This is a genomic window from Rathayibacter sp. AY2B3, assembly GCF_002931755.1.
Classification (GTDB): domain Bacteria; phylum Actinomycetota; class Actinomycetes; order Actinomycetales; family Microbacteriaceae; genus Rathayibacter.
This window is the reverse complement of sequence record NZ_PSUG01000007.1, coordinates 1-18,376: the sequence shown is the minus strand read 5'-3', so window position 1 is coordinate 18,376 and position 18,376 is coordinate 1. Positions and strand designations below refer to the sequence as shown.

Sequence of the window (18,376 nt, the reverse complement as noted above, 5' to 3'; positions counted from 1 at the left end):
GACTCTCTCGTCACCGACGCCCCGCCGCCCGGGAGCGCTGACCCGCTCCTCACAGCACGGTGATCGCGGTGGCCCGCCAGCGCGCATCCGTGCCCTCGAGCCGGATCGCGACGGCTCGGCTCCGTGCGCGGTGATGCACCAGGACCACTCCCTCGACGACGCCGTCCCGAGGCTCGGTGACGATCACTCGTCCGACCGTGAACGGGACGCGCTGGGCCGTCCGCTTCCGCAGGCTGCGGGCGCGGGCCGCGAGCACGACCCGCTTCTGCAGGTGGTGGTACACCTCGTCGCTCAGCCATCGCGCGATCTGGTCGATCTCGCGCGAGCCCTCGAGGATCTCGATCACGAGGTGCGTGAGGCGGGCGAGCAGGGGCTCCGGATCGGGCAGCTCCGCGCGGGTCGCGGGCTGAGGGGCGAAGAACTCCGCGAGAGTGAGCGGCTCCACGGCCGCCTCGGGGTCGAGGGGGAGGGTGCGGTAGTCGAAGGCGTGGAGGGGAAGGCTCATGCGGCGATCTCCTGGGGCAGGACGAGCTGTTCACGGGTCCGGGTCACCTCTCTGCTCGACGGGCGGGGCGCGCCGGGTCGGCACGCGAGGACGACCTCATCGAAGCAGTCGAGAGATGCTCATGGAGCGCAGACGCGCAGTCTGTGGATAATCGTCGGCCGCCCCGAGCTGTGGACAGCGAGTGCGGCGTGCGCCGCCCGAGCGCGCCCTAGGCTTGGCGGGTGTCGACCCTCAGTGACCTCGTCCTCTCCCACGGCCGATCCGACGAAGCGGACGTCGAATGGCTGCACCTGCTGGTCGGCGACCTGCAGCTGCTCGCCGACCTGGCCTTCGCCGACATCGTGCTCTGGGTGCCCACGGCCGACGACAGCTTCGTCGCCGTCGCCCACGCGCGCCCCAGCAGCGCGGCGACGCTCTTCTACCGTGACTTCGTCGGGCAGAGGATCAAGTCGGAGTGGCGCGCCCAGGTCGTCGAGGCGTTCGAGACCGCTCGGATCGTCGACACCTCCGCCCCGGACTGGTTCGAGGAGACGCCCACCCGCGTGCGCGCGGTGCCCGTCCTGCGCCGCCTGGGGGCCTCCGACGGCGGGACGACGGACCGCCCCATCGCGGTCGTCACGCGCCACACCAACCTCAGCGAGACGCGCACGCCGAGCCGGCAGGAGCTGACGTTCAACGACTGCGCGAACGACCTCTTCTCGATGATCGCTTCGGGCGACTTCCCCGATCTGGGCGCGCCGACCGGTCCTCGCCGGGGAGCCCCGCGCGCGTCCGACGGCCTGATCCGCCTGGACGTCGACGGCGTCACCACGTTCGCGAGCCCCAACGCCCTCTCGGCGTTCAACCGCATCGGGTTCGCCGACGAGCTCGAGGGGGAGTCGCTCGCCGAGGTCACCACGAAGCTGATCGCGGGCAAGGTCGTCATCGACGAGTCGCTCCCGCTGGTCGTGACCGGCCGGGCGCCGTGGCGCACCGACATCGAGGCCCGCGGAGTGACGGTGTCGCTGCGCGCGATCCCGATCCGCGACCGCGGCGAGCGGGTCGGCGCCGTCGTCCTGTGCCGCGACGTGACGGAGCTGCGCCACCAGGAGCGGGAGCTCATCACCAAGGACGCGACGATCCGCGAGATCCACCACCGCGTCAAGAACAACCTGCAGACCGTGGCCTCGCTGCTGCGGATCCAGGCCAGGCGCACCCACTCCGACCTCGCCCGGGAGGCGCTCACGCAGGCGATGCGCCGCGTCGCCGCCATCGCGGTCGTGCACGACACCCTCTCGGAGGGGCTGAACCAGAACGTCGACTTCGACGCGGTCTTCGACCGGGTGCTGCTGCTGATCGCCGAGGTCGCCTCGACCCACAACACCACGGTGCACCCGAAGCTGACGGGGAGCTTCGGCAACCTCCCCAGCGAGTACGCGACTCCGCTCGCCCTCGCCCTGACCGAGCTGGTCACCAACGCCGTCGAGCACGGCCTGGCCGGACGCGAGGGCGACGTGGAGATCGTCGCCTCGCGCAGCGACGACGAGCTCACGGTGAAGGTGCGCGACACGGGCGTCGGGCTGCCGGAGGGCAAGGTGGGATCGGGCCTGGGCACGCAGATCGTGCGCACGCTCATCCAGGGCGAGCTCGGCGGCACGATCGACTGGCACACGCTGGTCGGGCGCGGCACAGAGGTCACCATCGAGGTGCCGCTGCGGTGGCTGGAGCGCGCCCGCTCCTGAGCCCGGAGACGACGCGACCCCCGCTGCCGAGAGGCGACGGGGGTCGGGATCGTTCGTGCCGCCGAGCGGCTGGTGCGCCTAGGAGGCGCGGCGTGCGCGGGCGGCGCGGCGCTTCAGGGCACGGCGCTCGTCCTCGCTGAGGCCGCCCCACACGCCCGAGTCCTGGCCGGTCTCGAGGGCGTACTGGAGGCAGACCTCGGTGACGGTGCAACGTGCGCACACCGACTTCGCCTTCTCGATCTGGTCCACGGCCGGGCCGGTGTTGCCGACCGGGAAGAAAAGCTCGGGGTCTGCGGTGAGGCAAGCGGCCTTGTCGCGCCAGTCCATGCGGGTGCTCCTTGTGTGAAGGCGTGCGTGGAGGAACCACGCAGTGTTCGGGTGGGATGATCGATCCACGCCGACGATCCCGACCAGTACTCGACCTCCGCGCCCTCACCGGCGCACGCCACGAGGCCCCGTGCTGGAGCGCGGGGTGGATCGGGGTGGTGGACGGGAGGACGCTCGGTTCTTGCCGGTGCACTCGACGCGATGCGCGAGCACTGCGTCGGCCACCCGGCTCCAGTGCTGGTCATCCGGCTCGCCCCCGTGCCTGACGGCGCGGCGGGATCGGATGTTCACATCGGCGGAAACCCACGACCCTGTGAGCGGTGAAACGAACTGGACTAGCCTGTCACGGGGATGAGCCCGAATCAAGAGTCCTGGATGGGATGTGCCTGTGACCGCTGACGCGAACGGGTCCCGCGGACCCCGCCCGGCCGCCTCCCGGCCGCTCGGCCTGGTCGTGCTGATCGCGGTCCTGGCCCTGGAGACGCTCGGCGTCGCGGCCGTCGCAGCGTGGCTGGTGCTCGAGCTGCTGACGACCCGCGCCGACACCGTCGGCGGCGGGATCGCCATCGTCGTCCTCGCGCTGATCGCCGTCTGCTGGGCCGCTGCGACGACGCTCGGAGCCGTGCGGCGGCGCGGTTGGATGCGCGCGTCGGCGCTGACGATCCAGCTGGTGATGACGGCCGTGGCGCTCGGCGCCTTCCAGGGCAAGTACGCCGTGCCGGACATCGGCTGGGCGCTGCTGGCGCCGGCCGGGGTGGCCGTCGTCGCGCTGTTCCTCCCGAGCGTGGTCGCCGCCACGCGTCGCGATACGGGCGTGTAGCCGCACGGCTGGCGCGCCGCCGCTCGCGGGTGCGACGCTGGGGCGACCCCCCTCCTCGACACGGAAGCGACGCGCATGGACTCCACCCGACTCGGCTCCAGCGGCCTGCAGATTTCCTCGATCGTCCTCGGCTGCATGAGCTTCGGCGCTCCCGACCGCGGGGCGCACGGCTGGAGCATGGGCGAGGAGGAGTCGCGGACCTTCCTCCGGCGGGCGCTGGAGCTCGGCATCACCGCGTTCGACACGGCGGACGTCTACTCCGACGGCACGAGCGAGGAGTTCGTCGGCCGGGCGCTCGCGGACTTCGCGGTCCGCGAGGAGGTCGTGATCGCCACGAAGGTCCACGGGCGGATGCGCCCCGGCCCCAACGGCGGCGGCCTCTCGCGGCGGCACATCCTCACCGCGATCGACGACAGCCTCCGACGACTCGGCACGGACTACGTCGACCTCTACCAGATCCACCGCTGGGACCCCGAGACGCCGATCGAGGAGACGATGGAGACGCTCCACGACGTCGTCCGCTCGGGCAGGGTGCGCTACATCGGTGCCTCGAGCATGTGGGCGTGGCAGTTCGCGAAGGCGCAGTACACCGCGGATCTGGGCGGCTGGACGCGGTTCGTCTCGATGCAGGACCAGTACAATCTGATCCAGCGCGAGGACGAGCGCGAGCTGCATCCCTTCTGCCTCGACCAGGGGGTCGGCGTGATCCCGTGGTCGCCGCTCGCCCGGGGCCGGCTCACCCGCGACTGGGACGAGACCACGGCGCGCACCGAGACGGACGTCTTCGGCGGCACCCTCTACCGCCAGCAGGAGGAGGCCGACCGGCGGACCGTCGCGACGGTCGCGCGCATCGCCGAGCAGCGCGGCGTCCCCCGTGCGCAGGTGGCGCTCGCGTGGGTCCGGCAGCAGGAGGCGGTCACCGCTCCCATCGTCGGAGCCACGAAGCTCCACCACCTCGACGACGCCGTCGCGTCGCTGGACGTGGAGCTGACCGCCGACGAGCTGGAGGCGCTGGGCGCCGACTACGCACCGCGGGCCAACGAGGGGTTCTGATCGATGCGCCACCGCTGATCCGCCCGAGCGGTCTCCGCTACGCTTCCCCTCGAAGCCGACGGAAGCTCGGATCGGGGGCGGCATGGCGAGGAGTGCCGGGGATCCACTGGGAGGGATCGTCACCGACGCCGAGGGCCGTCCCCTCGATCGCGCGGACACCCCCGTCGGACGAGACGGCGACGGACACCGACTGCAGCACCCTGGCGGCGGTGAGCGCCGGAACCGGCGGCGTGCAGCCCGCCAGCGCGGCGGCCACGACCGCGATCGCCGCTCCGGCCGTCGTCCTGCGAGCCTTCGAGCGCATCCTGACCACCTCTCGTCGCGACGGGGCACCGGTGGCGCCGCTCATGTCGACATGAGAGGTGCTCGCAGACGATCGGTGTCCGGAGAGCCGGTGGCGCGCGATGACCCGCACCGCGCGCCCGGGGTCAGACGAGCTTCAGCTTCTTGCGGAGCGCCTGCACGTGCCCGGTCGCCCGGACGCCGTACTGCGCGAACTCCAGCGCGCCCTCGGCTCCGACGACGAACGTCGAGCGCAGCACGCCGACGACGGTCTTGCCGTAGAGGCTCTTCTCGCCCCACACCGCGTAGGCGCGGTGCACGGTCATGTCGGGGTCGCTCAGCAGCGGGTAGGCGATGCCCTGGGCGTCGGCCCAGCGGCGCAGAGCCTCCGGCGCGTCCCGCGAGATCCCGAGGACCTCGTAGCCGGAGTCGCGGAGGGACGCCGCGTTGTCGCGGAAGTCGCAGGCCTCCGTGGTGCAGCCGGGGGTGTCGGCCTCGGGGTAGAAGAACAGGATGACGCGCCGTCCGCGGTACTCCGCGAGCGAGACGGGGTCGCCGTCCTGGTTCGGCAGCGTGAACTCCGGAGCGGAGTCGCCGGCGGCGAGGCGCGCCTCGGCGGGGAGGGGGGAGAGATCGGTCATCGTCTGCTTCCGTCGGTCGTGGCGAAGGTGGTCAGGAGGCGCTGGAGCGAGTCGAGGCGCTCCGGTCCGCTGGCGCCCAGCAGGCCGCCGGAGACGGCCTCGATGATCGCGCAGTCGGGGGAGTCGGGCAGGTGCGTGCAGCCGCGCGGGCAGTCCTGAGCGATCACCGCGAGGGTCGTGAAGGCACCGAGGATGTTGTCGGTGTTCACGTGGCCGAGTCCGAAGGAGCGGACGCCGGGGGTGTCGATCACCCAACCGTGCCGGTCGCCTCGCTCGACGCGCAGCGAGACGGTGGAGGAGGAGGTGTGCCGTCCGCGCCCCGTCACGGTGTTGACGCGTCCGATCGCCCGGTGCGCGTCCGGGACGAGCTTGTTCACGAGGGTGGACTTGCCGACTCCGGAGTGCCCGACGACCACGGTCTCGTGGCCGAGGAGGGCGTCGGCGATCTCGTCGACCGGCGGCTCGTCCTGGCTCGAGAGGAACACGCGGAGGTCGAGCCCCTCGAAGTTGCGGAGGAACGGGGCCGGGTCCGCGAGGTCGGTCTTGGTGATGCAGAGCATTGGCGTGATCCCGGCGTCGAAGGCGGCGACCAGGTAGCGGTCGACCAGCCGGGTCCGGGGCTCGGGGTCGGCGGCGGCCACGACGCAGAGCATCTGGTCGGCGTTGGCGACGATCACGCGCTCGATCGCGTCGGTGTCGTCGGCGCTGCGGCGGAGGAGGGTCGACCGCTCGCGGATGCGGACGATGCGGGCGAGCGTCCCCTCGTCGCCGCTGGAGTCCCCGACCACGTCGACGCGGTCGCCGGCCACGATCGCCTGGCGCCGCAACTCGCGAGCCCGGGCGGCCGTGAACTCGTGCTCCTCGGGCGTCCCGTCGCCGATCATCACGGTGTAGCGCCCCCGATCGACGCCGAGCACCATCGCGATCTCGGCGTCCTCGTAGGCGGGCCGGTTCTTGGTCCGGGGTTTCGTGCCCTTCGGATTCGGGCGCACCCGCGCGTCCGACTCGTCGTAGCCGTCGAAGTCGTCGAGAGCACCGTCGGCGTCGAGGCCGCTGTCCGTCCACCACGACACGGGTCAGACCGATCCGGCGAGGGTCGTCCACAGCTCCGGGAACTGCGGGAGGGTCTTCGCGGTGGTCGCGACGTCCTCGATCACCACTCCGGGGACCACGAGGCCGATCAGAGCGCCGGCGTGAGCCATGCGGTGGTCGGAGTAGGTGCGCCAGCGGCCGCCGTGGAGCTCGGCGGGCTCGATGCGCAGACCGTCCTCGAGCTCGGTGACCCGGCCGCCGAGGCCGGTGATCTCGGCGGCGAGGGCGGCGAGGCGGTCCGTCTCGTGGTGGCGGATGTGGCCGATCCCGGTCAGGGTGCTGGGAGTGGAGGCCAGTGCGGCGAGGGCGGCGAGGGCGGGGGCGAGCTCGCCGCCCTCCGACAGGTCGAGGTCCACGCCGAGGATCTCGTCGCCGCCGGTGACCACGAGGTCCTCGCCGTCGCGCTCGACGCGGGCGCCGAACAGCGGCAGGATCCGCTCGAGGTGCGCCCCGACCTGCGTGGTGACGGCCGGCCAGTGGCGCAGCCGGACCCGGCCGCCCGTGACGAGGGCCGCGGCGAGGAACGGCGCGGCGTTCGAGAGGTCGGGCTCGATCAGGACGTCGGCGCCGGCGATGGGCTGCGGCGCGACGGTCCACTCGCCGTCGGCGGGCGTGCCGACCTCGACGCCCCGGGCCGCCAGCGCGGCGACGGTCATGTCGATGTGGGGCCGGGAGGGGACGGCGCTGCCCTCGTGGCGCAGGTGGAGTCCCTCGTCGAAGCGGGCGCCCGCCAGCAGGAGCGCCGAGACGAACTGGCTCGACCGCGAGGCGTCGACGACGACGTCGCCGCCCCGGACGGATCCGGAGCCGTGGACGGTGAAGGGGAGCGCGCCGCGCCCGTCATCGGCGACGTCGACGCCGAGCGCGCGGAGGGAGGCGATGGTCGCCCCCATCGGCCGCTTCGCCGCGTACGCGTCGCCGTCGAAGGTGGTGGGGCCGAGCGCGAGGCCGGCCAGCGGCGGGACGAAGCGCATCACGGTGCCCGCGAGCCCGCAGTCGATCGTGGTCGAGCCGAGCAGCTCCTCCGCGGGCTCCACGACCAGGTCGGCGCCGAAGCCGCCGGTCGAGCCCGACTCCCGGATCGTGGTGCCGAGCGAGCGCAGCGCCTCGATCATCAGGGCGCTGTCGCGGGAGTGCAGCGGCGCCCGCAGCGTGGAGGGCCCGTCGGCCAGAGCCGCGAGCACGAGCTCGCGGTTGGTCAGCGATTTGGAGCCGGGCAGGCCGACCTCGGCGTCGAGAGCGCCGGCCGCGAGGGGTGCGGGCCAGGCGTCGTCGCCGGGGAGCGCACGGGCGTCGCCGTACGGATCGAACTCGGGAGCGGAATAACGCGAGAAGACCATCGGTTGTCAGGATAGTCGGCGCGCAGGGCGTCGTCAGGAGCGTGACGGAGGCGGAGCATGACGGCAGCACCCCCGGTCCTCCCCAGCAGCAGGCCCGTCGCCCGGAGGCGCCCTCGGGCCGCAACCCCGGTCGTCCGCCGCGCCGCCGCTCTAGAATCGCTCGTGATGACTCGCGACGACGAACCCCGCACCACCCCCGCCGACGAGGCTCCCGAGCCCGCCGACGCGGAGCAGACGATCGTGGAGACCGTCGAGGAGTCGCTGGACGACGCCCCGGTCGAGGCTCCCGTGGGTCTCCGCTCCCTCTTCGAGCAGCAGGCGCTGCCCTTCATCGACCAGCTCTACGCTGCCGGTCTGCGGATGACGAAGAACCCCTCCGACGCGCAGGACCTCGTGCAGGAGACGTTCGCCAAGGCCTTCGGCGCGTTCCGCCAGTTCGAGCAGGGCACCAACCTGAAGGCCTGGCTCTACCGCATCCTCACGAACACGTTCATCAACTCGTACCGCAAGAAGCAGCGCGAGCCCTACCAGAGCGCGATCGACGAGCTCGAGGACTGGCAGCTGGGCGGCGCCGAGTCGACCACGGCCACCTCCAGCCGCTCGGCCGAGGCGGAGGCGATCGACCACCTCCCCGACACCGCGGTGAAGGAGGCGCTCCAGGCGATCCCGGAGGACTTCCGGCTCGCCGTCTACTTCGCCGATGTCGAAGGCTTCTCCTACCAGGAGATCGCGGACATCATGAAGACCCCCGTCGGGACCGTCATGAGCCGGCTGCACCGCGGCCGGCGCATGCTGCGCGAACGACTCACCGACTACGCACGCGAGCGCGGATTCCGCGCCGCATTCACTTCCGGGAGCACGAAATGACCGACAGCGGCTGCACGAAGGCGAAGGCCGAGCTCGAGGAGTACCTCCACAACGAGCTGTGCAAGGAGGATTCCGCCGACATCCGCGAGCACATGGCGGGATGCGTGGACTGCGCCGACGAGGCGAAGGTCGGCGTGGTGCTGACGGTCGCCGTGCAGCGCGCGTGCAAGGAGACGGCGCCGGAGGACCTCCGCGCCCAGGTTCTCGGCATGCTCCGCGACGAGCACGCCGCGCACTCCCAGACGCCCGCCCGCCTCTAGGCGCAGCACGACCCGGGGAGCCCCGGCCCGACGAGGAGTCCCGCGCACCGCGGGCCCCTCGAGGGGCCGGGGCTCCGTCGTGTCCGGCGGCCTCCTGGCCGCCGACGCGCACAGCGGGAGCGCTGCTGCAGCTCCCGCAGGCCTGCGGTCCGGCACGGTCCCCCCGCAACGCGTCGGGCCCGCCGGAACACGAGGTTCCGACGGGCCCGACCGCGTCGCGAGGACCGCGGGTCAGCGGGTGAGCGCCCGCGACAGCAGGTCGGCCTGCTCGGAGGCGTGCCGCTTGGCCGAGCCCGCCGCGGGGGAGGCCGCGGACGGCCGCGAGACGACCCGCATGGACCGGCCCAGCTTCGGAGCGACCTCGAGGGCCATGAACGGCCAGGCGCCCTGGTTCTCGGGCTCGTCCTGCACCCAGACGAGCTCCGCGTCCGGGTAGCGCTCGGCGATGCCGCGCAGCTCCTCGATCGGCGCCGGGTAGTACTGCTCGACCCGGACCAGCGCGATGCCGTCGTCGGGCTTCTTCTCGAGCTCGGCCTTGAGGTCGTAGTGGACCTTGCCGGCGTGGAGCAGGACGCGCTTCACGGCGGAGGCGTCCTGGATCCGCGCGTCGTCGATCACCGGCTCGAAGCGGCCCGAGGTGAAGTCCTCGACCGGGCTCGAGGCTCCGCGCAGGCGCAGCATCGCCTTCGGGGTGAAGACGATCAGCGGGCGGCGCGGCCGGGAGTAGGCCTGTCGGCGCAGCAGGTGGAAGTAGGACGCCGGGGTCGACGGGCGCGCGACGGTCATGTTCCGCTCCGCGCACATCTGCAGGTAGCGCTCGATCCGCGCCGACGAGTGGTCGGGGCCCTGGCCCTCGTAGCCGTGCGGGAGCAGGAGCACGAGCGATGAGCGCTGGCCCCACTTCTGCTCGGCGGAGGAGATGAACTCGTCGATCACGATCTGGGCGCCGTTCGCGAAGTCGCCGAACTGCGCCTCCCACAGCACGAGCGAGTCGGGCCGCTCGACCGAGTAGCCGTACTCGAACGCCATCGCCGCGTACTCCGAGAGCAGCGAGTCGTAGATCCACAGCCGGGCCTGCTGCTCGGACAGGTTCATCAGCGGCAGCCACTCCTGGCCGTTCTCGCGGTCGTGGAGGACCGCGTGGCGCTGGACGAACGTCCCGCGGCGCGTGTCCTGGCCGACGAGGCGCACCGGGGTGTCCTCGAGCAGGAGGGAGCCGAGCGCGAGCAGCTCGCCGAAGGCCCAGTCGATGGAGCCGGAACGGCTCATCTCCTGGCGCTTCGCCAGCAGCTGCTGGAGCTTGGGGTGCACGGTGAAGCCCTCGGGCGGAGTGGTGAACGCGTCGCCGATGCGGGTGACGACCTCGTTCTTCACTCCGGTCGCCTCCGGCTCGCCCGGATAGTCCTCGCCCTGCTGCGCATCGGGCAGCTCGAGGTCGGCCACGGAGTCGCCGTCGGCGCTGATCACGGGGATCGCACCCGTCTGCGCCGCGTGGGTCTCGGCGAAGGCGCGCTCCAGGCGGTCCTGGAAGTCCTGGTGCGCCCGGTCGTACTCCTCCTCGGTGATGTCGCCGCGACCGACGAGCGCCTCGGTGTACAGCTTGCGCACCGAGCGCTTGGCCTCGATCAGGCTGTACATCAGCGGCTGGGTCATCGAGGGGTCGTCGCCCTCGTTGTGCCCGCGCCGGCGGTAGCAGATCAGGTCGATGACCACGTCGCGGTTGAACCGCTGGCGGTACTCGAACGCGAGCTGGCCGACGTGCACGACGGCCTCGGGGTCGTCGCCGTTCACGTGGAAGATCGGCGCCTGGATCGTCTTCGCCATGTCGGTCGAGTAGATCGAGGTGCGGGCCTCGTGAGGGGGAGTCGTGAATCCGACCTGGTTGTTGATGTTGATGTGGATCGTGCCGCCGGTGCGGTACGCGCGCAGCTGCGACATCTGCAGGGTCTCGACCACCACGCCCTGGCCCGCCATCGCGGCGTCGCCGTGGACGAGGATCGGCAGCGTGGTGAAGGTGCCGATGGGCTTGCGGTCCTGCTTGGCGCGGACGATGCCCTCGAGCACGCCGTTCACGGCCTCGAGGTGCGAGGGGTTCGCCGCCAGGTAGACGGGGATCTCCTCGCCCGCAGCACCGCGGAACGTGCCCTCGGTGCCGAGGTGGTACTTCACGTCTCCGGAGCCCTGGACCGTGCGCGGGTCCTGGGTGCCCTCGAACTCGCGGAAGATCTGGCCGTAGGTCTTGCCGGCGATGTTGGTCAGCACGTTCAGGCGGCCGCGGTGGGCCATGCCGATCGCGACCTCGTCGAGGTGCTCGTCGGCCGCACCCTGCAGGACGGCGTCGAGCAGCGCGATGAGCGACTCCCCGCCCTCGAGCGAGAAGCGCTTCTGGCCCACGTACTTGGTCTGCAGGAAGGTCTCGAAGGCCTCGGCCTCGTTGAGCTTGCCGAGGATGCGCAGCTGCTCGTCGTGGCCCGGCTTCTCGTAGCCGCGCTCGAGCTTCTGCTGCATCCAGGCGCGCTGCTCCGGGTCCTGGATGTGCATGTACTCGACGCCGACGGTGCGGCAGTACGAGTCGCGGAGGATCCCGAGGATGTCGCGCAGCTTGAGCTGGCGCTTGCCGCCGAAGCCGTCCGTGACGAACTCGCGGTCGAGGTCCCAGAAGGTGAGTCCGTGGCTCTCGATGGCGAGGTCGGGGTGCGAGCGCTGCACGTACTCCAGCGGGTCGACGTCGGCCATCAGATGCCCGCGGACGCGGAACGAGTTGATGAGCTCCTGCACGCGGGCGGTCTTGGAGACGCGCTCGGCGAGGTCGACGGCGATGTCCGTGGACCAGTGGATCGGGTCGTAGGGGATGCGCAGCGCGGCGAAGATGTCCTCGTAGAAGCCGCGGCCGCCGAGCAGGAGCTCGTGCACGATCTTGAGGAACTCGCCCGAGCCGGCGCCCTGGATGACGCGGTGGTCGTAGGTCGAGGTCAGGGTGATGGTCTTGCCGATGCCCAACTCGACCAGCGTCTTCTCGGACGCGCCCTGGAACTCCGCCGGGTACTCGAGGGCGCCGGCGCCGATGATGCAGCCCTGGCCCTTCATCAGGCGGGGGACGGAGTGGACCGTGCCGATCCCGCCGGGGTTCGTCAGCGAGAGAGTGGTGCCCGCGAAGTCGCCGGCGACGAGCTTGTTGCCGCGCGCGCGCTTGACCAGGTCCTCGTAGGCCGAGAGGTAGGCGGTGAAGCTCAGCGTGTCGGCGCGCTTGATGCTCGGCACGAGCAGCGCGCGGGTGCCGTCGGGCTTGGGCATGTCGATCGCGATGCCGAGGTTGACGTGCGCCGGGGCGACGACGGCGGGCTTGCCGTCGACCTCGTCGTAGAACACGTTCTGGCTCGGGAAGTCCTTGAGCGCGCGGATGAGCGCCCAGCCGATCAGGTGCGTGAACGAGACCTTGCCGCCGCGGGTGCGGCGCAGGTGGTTGTTGATGACGATGCGGTTGTCGATCATCAGCTTCGCCGGGATCGTGCGGACGCTCGTCGCGGTAGGGATGCTGAGGCTGGCGTCCATGTTGGTCGCGAGGCTCTTCGCCATGCCGCGGAGCGGGGTGACGACGTCCTCGTCCGGCGTCGACTCCTCGGCGGAGGGCCTGCTCACCGGAGCGTCGGCCGGGATCGGCTGCGCCTTCGGCTGCTTCGACGTGGTGCGGGAGGCGGGGGTCGACTCGGAGGAGGAGGCCGCGGCGGGATGGGTCACGGCGCCTCCGCCGCTCGACGAGACGCGCTCGGCGGCAGCGGCGGGCTTCGAGGCGGCGGGCGCGGGGGCCGCGGCGGCGGCCGGAGCCGGAGCCGGAGCGTCCTTGCCGGAGTTCGCGAGCTGGGCGCCGTAGCGCTCCAGGATGGGCCACCAGGACTCGTCCACCGAGGCGCGGTCGGCGCTGTACTGCTCGTACAGCTCCTCCACGAGCCACTCGTTGGCTCCGAAGTCCTCCGCGCCCTGCTCTGTTCCTGCTCCGGTCAACTGGCTCGACACAGCCGATCGCCCACTCTCTCCGTTGATTCGTCCTCGATCATCCGGACGGGCCCGTCGCATCCCTCGGCGCCTGCCACCGCGGCGGAGGAGTCCGTCCTCGCACCAGCGGGAACCGGTGCCGTCGCCTGGTCCCGTCCCGGTCGCCAAGCCTAGCCCCGTTCCCTGCACGGCCGACCCGGGGCCGCGCCGGAGTAGCGTCTCCCCCATGCGTTTCTCCGGTGGAACACCCTCAGGCGACCTCACCTACTCGGACGTCTTCCTCGTCCCCGGCCGCTCGTCGGTGACGAGCCGCCTCGACGTCTCGCTCGCCCCGGGCGACGGCACCGGGGCGACGATCCCCGTCGTCTCCTCCAACATGAACTCGGTCACCGGTCAGCGTCTCGCGGCGACGCTCGCGCGCCGGGGCGGCCTCGGCGTCCTCCCGCAGGACATGCCCCTGCAGGCGCTGGACGCCGCGATCCGCTGGGTGAAGCGCCAGCCGGTCGCCTTCTCCGGCGCCCTCACCGCCTCTCCGGCGACGACCGTGGAGGAGGCGCTGCGCATCCTGCCCGCCGTCGCCGGCCACGGCTTCGTGGTGCAGGAGGAGGGCGGCGCGATCCTCGGCTGCGTCCCGGCGTCGCGCCTGGCGACCGCGCTGCCGGACGCGCGCCTGGGCGACCTGGTGCACTCCGCCACCCCCTCGATCGACGCCGACGACGTGCCCACCGGGCGGGCCGCCTTCGACCTCATGGTCGCCGCCGACCTCGACTTCGCCCCGGTGCTGCACCACGGCGCCCTGGTCGGCACGCTGTCGCGCACCGGCGCCCTCCGCTCCACCGTCTACGACCCGGCGCTCGACGCGGACGGGCGTCTGCGGGTCGCGGCGGCGGTCGGCATCAACGGCGACGTCGAGGCGAAGGCGCGTGCGCTCGTCTCCGCGGGCGTCGACGTCCTCGTCCTCGACACGGCGCACGGCCACCAGGAGGGGATGCTCCGGGCGCTGCGGACGGTCTCCGCGCTCGATCTCGGAGTGCCGATCGCGGCGGGCAACGTCGTCACGGCCGACGCGGTGCACGACCTCGTCGACGCGGGAGCGGACATCCTCAAGGTCGGCGTAGGCCCCGGCGCGATGTGCACCACCCGGATGATGACCGCGGTCGGCCGCCCGCAGTTCTCGGCCGTCCTCGAGACGGCCGAGCGCGCGCACGAGCTGGGCGCCCACGTCTGGGCCGACGGCGGCGTGCGCTACCCGCGCGACGTCGCCCTCGCGCTGGCCGCGGGCGCCGCCTCCGTGATGATCGGCTCCTGGTTCGCCGGCACGATCGAGGCGCCGGGGGAGCTGCGCAGCGACGCGGCCGGCCGGGTCTACAAGGAGAGCTGGGGCATGGCCTCGGCCAAGGCGGTGCAGGAGCGGTTCGACCGCCTCGACGCCTACGAGCTGGCCCGCAAGCGCCTCTTCGCCGAGGGCATCTCCTCCTCCACCATCTACCTCGACCCGCTGCGGCCCTCGGTCGAGGACCTGCTCGACATGATCACCTCGGGGGTCCGCTCGTCCTTCACCTACGCCGGCGCCCGGAGCGTGGCCGACTTCCACGAGCGGGCGCACGTGGGCCTGCAGTCGGCGGCGGGCTACGAGGAGGGCAAGGCGCTGCCGGTCAGCTGGTGAGCGGGCGCCGCGTGCTAGAACCGAGCCCATGACCATCGTCGACAACGCCGTGTACGTCGACGGCCGCCGCATCCGGAACCCCGACTCGCTCGAGGACACCTTCGAGCTGATGCGCGACGAGCACGGCATGGCCTGGATCGGCCTCTACCGCCCGACGCGCGAGGAGGTCGAGGCGGTCGCCGAGGAGTTCGGACTCCACCCGCTCGCGGTCGAGGACGCGCTGAGCGGGCACCAGCGGGCCAAGCTCGAGCGCTACGACGACGGGCTCTTCGTGGTGCTGCGGCCGGCGCGCTACGCGGACGCCGCCGAGACCGTCGTCTTCGGCGAGCTGCACGTCTTCGTCGGCCCCGACTTCGTGGTCACCATCCGGCACGCCGACTCCCCGGACCTGGCCCGCGTGCGCCGCCGGCTGGAGGAGGATCCGGCCCTCCTCGCTCGGGGGCCCGAAGCGGTGCTCTACGCGATCCTCGACCAGGTCGTCGACGAGTACGCGCCGGTGGTGTTCGGCGTCCAGGGCGACGTGGACGAGATCGAGGACCAGCTCTTCGGCGACGACTCGGACGACGGGCTCTCGGAGCGCATCTACCGGCTCTCGCGCGAAGTCATCCACTTCCAGCGCTCGGTGCAGCCGCTGACCGCCCTGCTGCACGAGCTGCTGCAGGAGTCGACGCCCGTGGAGGGGGAGCCCTCGCCCTCGCCGGAGCGGATCGAGCTGCGCCGCTCCCTCCGGGACGTGCTCGACCACACCATCCGCGTGACGGAGGCGGTCGACTCCCTGCGCGCGATCCTCGACAAGGCGCTCACGGTGCACTCGACGCTCGTCTCGCGCCGGCAGACCGAGACCGGGCTCGCCCAGAACGACGTGGTCCGCAAGATCTCCTCGTGGGCGGCGATCCTCTTCGCTCCGACGCTGGTGGCCGGCATCTACGGGATGAACTTCGACGACATGCCGGAGCTGCACTGGCGGCTCGGCTACCCCTGGGCGCTGGGCCTGATGGTGCTGTTCGGCTTCGCGCTCTACGCGGTGTTCAAGCGGAAGAAGTGGCTCTGAGCCGCCGCGTCGGAGCACGCCCGACGGGGCTCCGCGGCGGGTAGACTCGGCGCCACAATGGACGACCCTCCCTCTGCGCATCCGGACCGTTCCGCTCGCTGCCGTGCTCCTCGGACTCCCGCTCGCCGCTCCGGTGCCGCCGCTCCGCCGGCCCGCACCGTCCGGCCCTCCTCGCACCTCCCTCTCGTGACCGGGGGCGCCCACCGTGGGAACTGAGTGGCTCCTCCTCGGGGTCGGCCTGCTGCTGACCCTGGGAACCGGCGTCTTCGTCGCCAGCGAGTTCGCGCTGGTGAACCTCGACCGGGCCGACCTCGAAGCCCGTCGCGACCGCGGCGAGACGCGCCTGGGCATGACGATCGCCGCCCTGCGCGTCACCTCCACGCACCTGTCGAGCGCGCAGCTGGGCATCACCCTCACGACGCTGCTCACCGGCTACACGATGGAGCCCGCCCTCTCGACGCTGCTCCAGGAGCCGTTCAGCGGACTCGGAATCCCGGAGGAGGCGCTCGCGCCGGTGATGACGGTGGTCGCCATCGTCATCGCGACCCTGCTGTCGATGATCCTCGGCGAGCTGGTCCCCAAGAACTTCGCCCTCGCCCTGCCGCGGGCGACCGCGAAGCTCGTCGTGCCGCTGCAGACCGCGTTCACGACGGTGTTCCGCCCGGCCGTCGCCCTGCTGAACGGCAGCGCGAACGCCCTGCTGCGCCTGGTCGGCATCGAGCCGAAGGAGGAGCTCTCGGGCGCCCGCAGCGCCGAGGAGCTCTCGAGCCTCGTGCGCCACTCCGCCAGCGCCGGACTGCTCGAGGAGGACACGGCCGACCTGCTCGGGCGCACCCTCCGCTTCTCCGCCCTCACCGCGGGCGACGTGATGACGCCGCGCCTGCGCCTGTCGACGGTCGAGCGCGCGAGCACCGCGCAGGACGTGCTCGACCTCGCCCGCACCACCGGGTTCTCGCGCTTCCCGATCACGGACGACGACATCGACGACATCGTCGGAGTCGTGCACGTCAAGCAGGCCGTCGCGGTGCCCCGCGGCAAGAGGTCCGACGTGCCCGTCACGGCGCTGCGCTCCGAGCCGCTCCGCGTCCCCGAGACCATGAAGCTCGACGTGCTGCTCACGGAGCTGCGCGGACGCGGCTTCCAGCTCGCAGTCGTCGTCGACGAGTACGGCGGGACGGCGGGCGTCGCCACGCTCGAGGACCTGGTCGAGGAGCTGGTCGGCGAGGTCGCCGACGAGCACGACCGCTCCCGGGCCGACGTCGTGAAGCTCCCCGGCTCCACCACCTTCCCCGGCATGCTCCGCCCCGACGAGGTCCTCGACCGCGCCGGCGTGCACATCCCCGAGGAGGGCCCCTACGAGACGGTCGCCGGATTCGTGATGAGCGAGCTCGGCCGCCTCCCCGCCGTCGGCGACCGGGTCGACGTCGAGGGCGGCTCGCTGCGCGTCGAGCGCCTGGACGGCCGCCGCATCGACCGCCTCCGCTTCACGCCCGACCCCGACGCGGATCCCGACGGGATCCCCGACCCGCTCGCCGACGTCGCCCGCGGACACCGCGGCCGGAAGGAGTCCGACGATGAGTGACTGGGCCGGAATCGCCTGGCTCGTGGTGCTCCTCGCCGCGAACGCCTTCTTCGTCGGAGCGGAGTTCGCGGTCATCTCCGCGCGCCGCTCCCAGATCGAGCCCCTCGCGGAGAGCGGACGCCGCAGCGCGATCACCGCGCTCGCCGCGATGGAGCACGCCACCCTGATGCTCGCGACCACGCAGCTGGGCATCACCGTCTGCTCGCTGCTGATCCTCAACGTGAGCGAGCCGGCGATCCACCACCTGCTCGAGGTACCGCTGCACGCCGTCGGCGTCCCCGACGAGCTCTCCGGCACCGTCGCCTTCGTCATCACGCTGCTGATCGTGTCGTTCCTGCACGTGGTGCTCGGCGAGATGGTCCCCAAGAACATCTCGTTCTCGATGCCCGACCGCGCCGTGCTCCTCCTGGCGCCGCCGCTCGTCGCCATCGCCCGGGTCCTCCGCCCGATCATCGTCGCCCTCAACGCGATCTCGAACGGCGTGCTCCGCCTCTTCCAGGTGGAGCCCAAGGACGAGGCGAACAGCACCTTCACGCTCGAGGAGGTGCAGACGATCGTCGACCAGTCCACCCGCGAGGGCACCCTCCGCGACTCGACCGGGACCCTCCTCGCCGCGTTCGAGTTCACCGAGAAGAAGGTCCACGACGTGGCCCTGCCCCTCGACGGGATCGTCAGCCTCCCCAGCGGAGCGACCCCCGCCGACGTCGAGCGCGCCGTCGCCAAGCACGGCTTCTCGCGCTACGTGATCCTCGGCGAGGACGGCACCCCCGAGGGCTACATCCACCTCAAGGACGTCCTCGACCTCGACGGCGACACGGAGGGCGCCAAGTTCCGCCTCCCCGTCCCCGCCAAGCGCATCCGCCAGCTCGCCTCGATCTTCGAGGCCACCGACCTCGAGGACGCCCTCGCGATCATGCGGCGCACCGGCGCCCACCTCGCCCGGGCGTTCGACGAGCAGGGCCGCGCCACGGGAGTGCTGTTCCTCGAGGACATCATCGAGGAGCTCGTCGGCGAAGTCGACGACGCCACCCGCCGCTAGGCGCGGGTGCTGGAGGGGGCATTCGCGGCGTTGTCGTCGGGCGCGATACCGCCGGTATCGCTTCCTCCTCCGCCTTGCGACTGCCCCCTCCAGCACCCGCGCCACTCTGGAGCACGGGGGAGGGGGCAGTCGCAAGG

General features: G+C 72.0%; 16 protein-coding genes. 10 read left to right on the top strand and 6 right to left on the bottom strand.

Features of this window, described 5'->3' with window-relative positions; all coding sequences use genetic code 11:
* Positions 1–49: 49 nt before the first annotated feature.
* On the bottom strand, positions 50–505 hold the full coding sequence (locus C5C24_RS03640) for an Rv3235 family protein (protein ID WP_219812826.1): 456 nt from the start codon (positions 503–505) through the stop codon (positions 50–52).
* Between the two features lie 221 nt (positions 506–726).
* On the opposite strand from C5C24_RS03640, the gene C5C24_RS03635 reads away from it, so the two are divergent.
* Positions 727–2,226 (top strand): sensor histidine kinase, encoded by a 1,500-nt coding sequence (locus C5C24_RS03635; protein WP_104224128.1) that lies wholly within the window; start codon positions 727–729, stop codon positions 2,224–2,226.
* A 78-nt stretch (positions 2,227–2,304) separates the two neighbouring features.
* Here the strand turns inward: C5C24_RS03635 and C5C24_RS03630 are convergent, their stop codons facing one another.
* Complete coding sequence (locus C5C24_RS03630; RefSeq protein ID WP_055788231.1) at positions 2,305–2,553, bottom strand: WhiB family transcriptional regulator; 249 nt, start codon at positions 2,551–2,553, stop codon at positions 2,305–2,307.
* Between the two features lie 388 nt (positions 2,554–2,941).
* Here C5C24_RS03630 and C5C24_RS03625 point away from each other — a divergent pair, with 388 nt between their 5' ends.
* The 3 genes from C5C24_RS03625 to C5C24_RS17850 all read left to right on the top strand — a co-directional run bounded on the left by C5C24_RS03625 (position 2,942) and on the right by C5C24_RS17850 (position 4,785).
* Positions 2,942–3,373: a hypothetical protein gene (locus C5C24_RS03625; RefSeq protein WP_104304326.1), complete on the top strand. Its 432-nt coding sequence runs from the start codon at positions 2,942–2,944 to the stop codon at positions 3,371–3,373.
* A gap of 75 nt (positions 3,374–3,448) precedes the next feature.
* Positions 3,449–4,426 carry an aldo/keto reductase gene (locus tag C5C24_RS03620; protein ID WP_104304325.1) on the top strand — a complete coding sequence of 326 codons (978 nt, stop codon included), beginning with the start codon at positions 3,449–3,451 and terminating at the stop codon, positions 4,424–4,426.
* A 209-nt stretch (positions 4,427–4,635) separates the two neighbouring features.
* Positions 4,636–4,785, top strand: coding sequence for a hypothetical protein (locus C5C24_RS17850; RefSeq protein WP_181135476.1), 150 nt, complete (start codon positions 4,636–4,638; stop codon positions 4,783–4,785).
* A 69-nt stretch (positions 4,786–4,854) separates the two neighbouring features.
* On the opposite strand, the gene bcp is transcribed toward C5C24_RS17850, so the two are convergent.
* From bcp to aroA, 3 genes are read right to left on the bottom strand one after another with little or no spacing between them, the layout of a single operon-like run.
* A complete protein-coding gene (gene bcp, locus C5C24_RS03610; protein ID WP_104275292.1) occupies positions 4,855–5,349 on the bottom strand; it encodes a thioredoxin-dependent thiol peroxidase in 495 nt (164 codons plus the stop codon).
* Positions 5,346–6,422 carry a ribosome small subunit-dependent GTPase A gene (gene rsgA / locus C5C24_RS03605; protein WP_104281410.1) on the bottom strand — a complete coding sequence of 359 codons (1,077 nt, stop codon included), beginning with the start codon at positions 6,420–6,422 and terminating at the stop codon, positions 5,346–5,348. The genes bcp and rsgA overlap by 4 nt, the downstream gene beginning before the upstream one ends.
* Positions 6,423–6,425: 3 nt before the next feature.
* The gene (aroA, locus tag C5C24_RS03600; RefSeq protein WP_104275290.1) at positions 6,426–7,781 is read right to left on the bottom strand and encodes a 3-phosphoshikimate 1-carboxyvinyltransferase; all 1,356 of its coding nucleotides are present in this window, start codon (positions 7,779–7,781) and stop codon (positions 6,426–6,428) included.
* Positions 7,782–7,946: 165 nt separating this feature from the next.
* Here aroA and C5C24_RS03595 point away from each other — a divergent pair, with 165 nt between their 5' ends.
* Complete coding sequence (locus tag C5C24_RS03595; protein WP_104304323.1) at positions 7,947–8,648, top strand: sigma-70 family RNA polymerase sigma factor; 702 nt, start codon at positions 7,947–7,949, stop codon at positions 8,646–8,648.
* Entirely contained in the window at positions 8,645–8,908 is a 264-nt protein-coding gene (locus C5C24_RS03590; protein WP_104275289.1) for a zf-HC2 domain-containing protein, read from the top strand. The genes C5C24_RS03595 and C5C24_RS03590 overlap by 4 nt, the downstream gene beginning before the upstream one ends.
* 231 nt (positions 8,909–9,139) lie before the next feature.
* Here C5C24_RS03590 and C5C24_RS03585 read toward each other — a convergent pair whose 3' ends face one another.
* The gene (locus tag C5C24_RS03585) at positions 9,140–12,922 is read right to left on the bottom strand and encodes a multifunctional oxoglutarate decarboxylase/oxoglutarate dehydrogenase thiamine pyrophosphate-binding subunit/dihydrolipoyllysine-residue succinyltransferase subunit (protein WP_181135475.1); all 3,783 of its coding nucleotides are present in this window, start codon (positions 12,920–12,922) and stop codon (positions 9,140–9,142) included.
* A gap of 205 nt (positions 12,923–13,127) precedes the next feature.
* Here C5C24_RS03585 and C5C24_RS03580 point away from each other — a divergent pair, with 205 nt between their 5' ends.
* The 4 genes from C5C24_RS03580 to C5C24_RS03565 all read left to right on the top strand — a co-directional run bounded on the left by C5C24_RS03580 (position 13,128) and on the right by C5C24_RS03565 (position 18,239).
* On the top strand, positions 13,128–14,567 hold the full coding sequence (locus C5C24_RS03580) for a GuaB1 family IMP dehydrogenase-related protein (RefSeq protein WP_104281412.1): 1,440 nt from the start codon (positions 13,128–13,130) through the stop codon (positions 14,565–14,567).
* 28 nt (positions 14,568–14,595) lie between these two features.
* The gene (gene corA, locus C5C24_RS03575; protein ID WP_104224113.1) at positions 14,596–15,618 is read left to right on the top strand and encodes a magnesium/cobalt transporter CorA; all 1,023 of its coding nucleotides are present in this window, start codon (positions 14,596–14,598) and stop codon (positions 15,616–15,618) included.
* A gap of 205 nt (positions 15,619–15,823) precedes the next feature.
* Positions 15,824–17,200 carry a hemolysin family protein gene (locus C5C24_RS03570; RefSeq protein ID WP_104225499.1) on the top strand — a complete coding sequence of 459 codons (1,377 nt, stop codon included), beginning with the start codon at positions 15,824–15,826 and terminating at the stop codon, positions 17,198–17,200.
* Positions 17,193–18,239 (top strand): hemolysin family protein, encoded by a 1,047-nt coding sequence (locus tag C5C24_RS03565; RefSeq protein WP_104275286.1) that lies wholly within the window; start codon positions 17,193–17,195, stop codon positions 18,237–18,239. Before C5C24_RS03570 ends, C5C24_RS03565 begins: the two co-directional genes overlap by 8 nt.
* Positions 18,240–18,376: the final 137 nt, after the last annotated feature.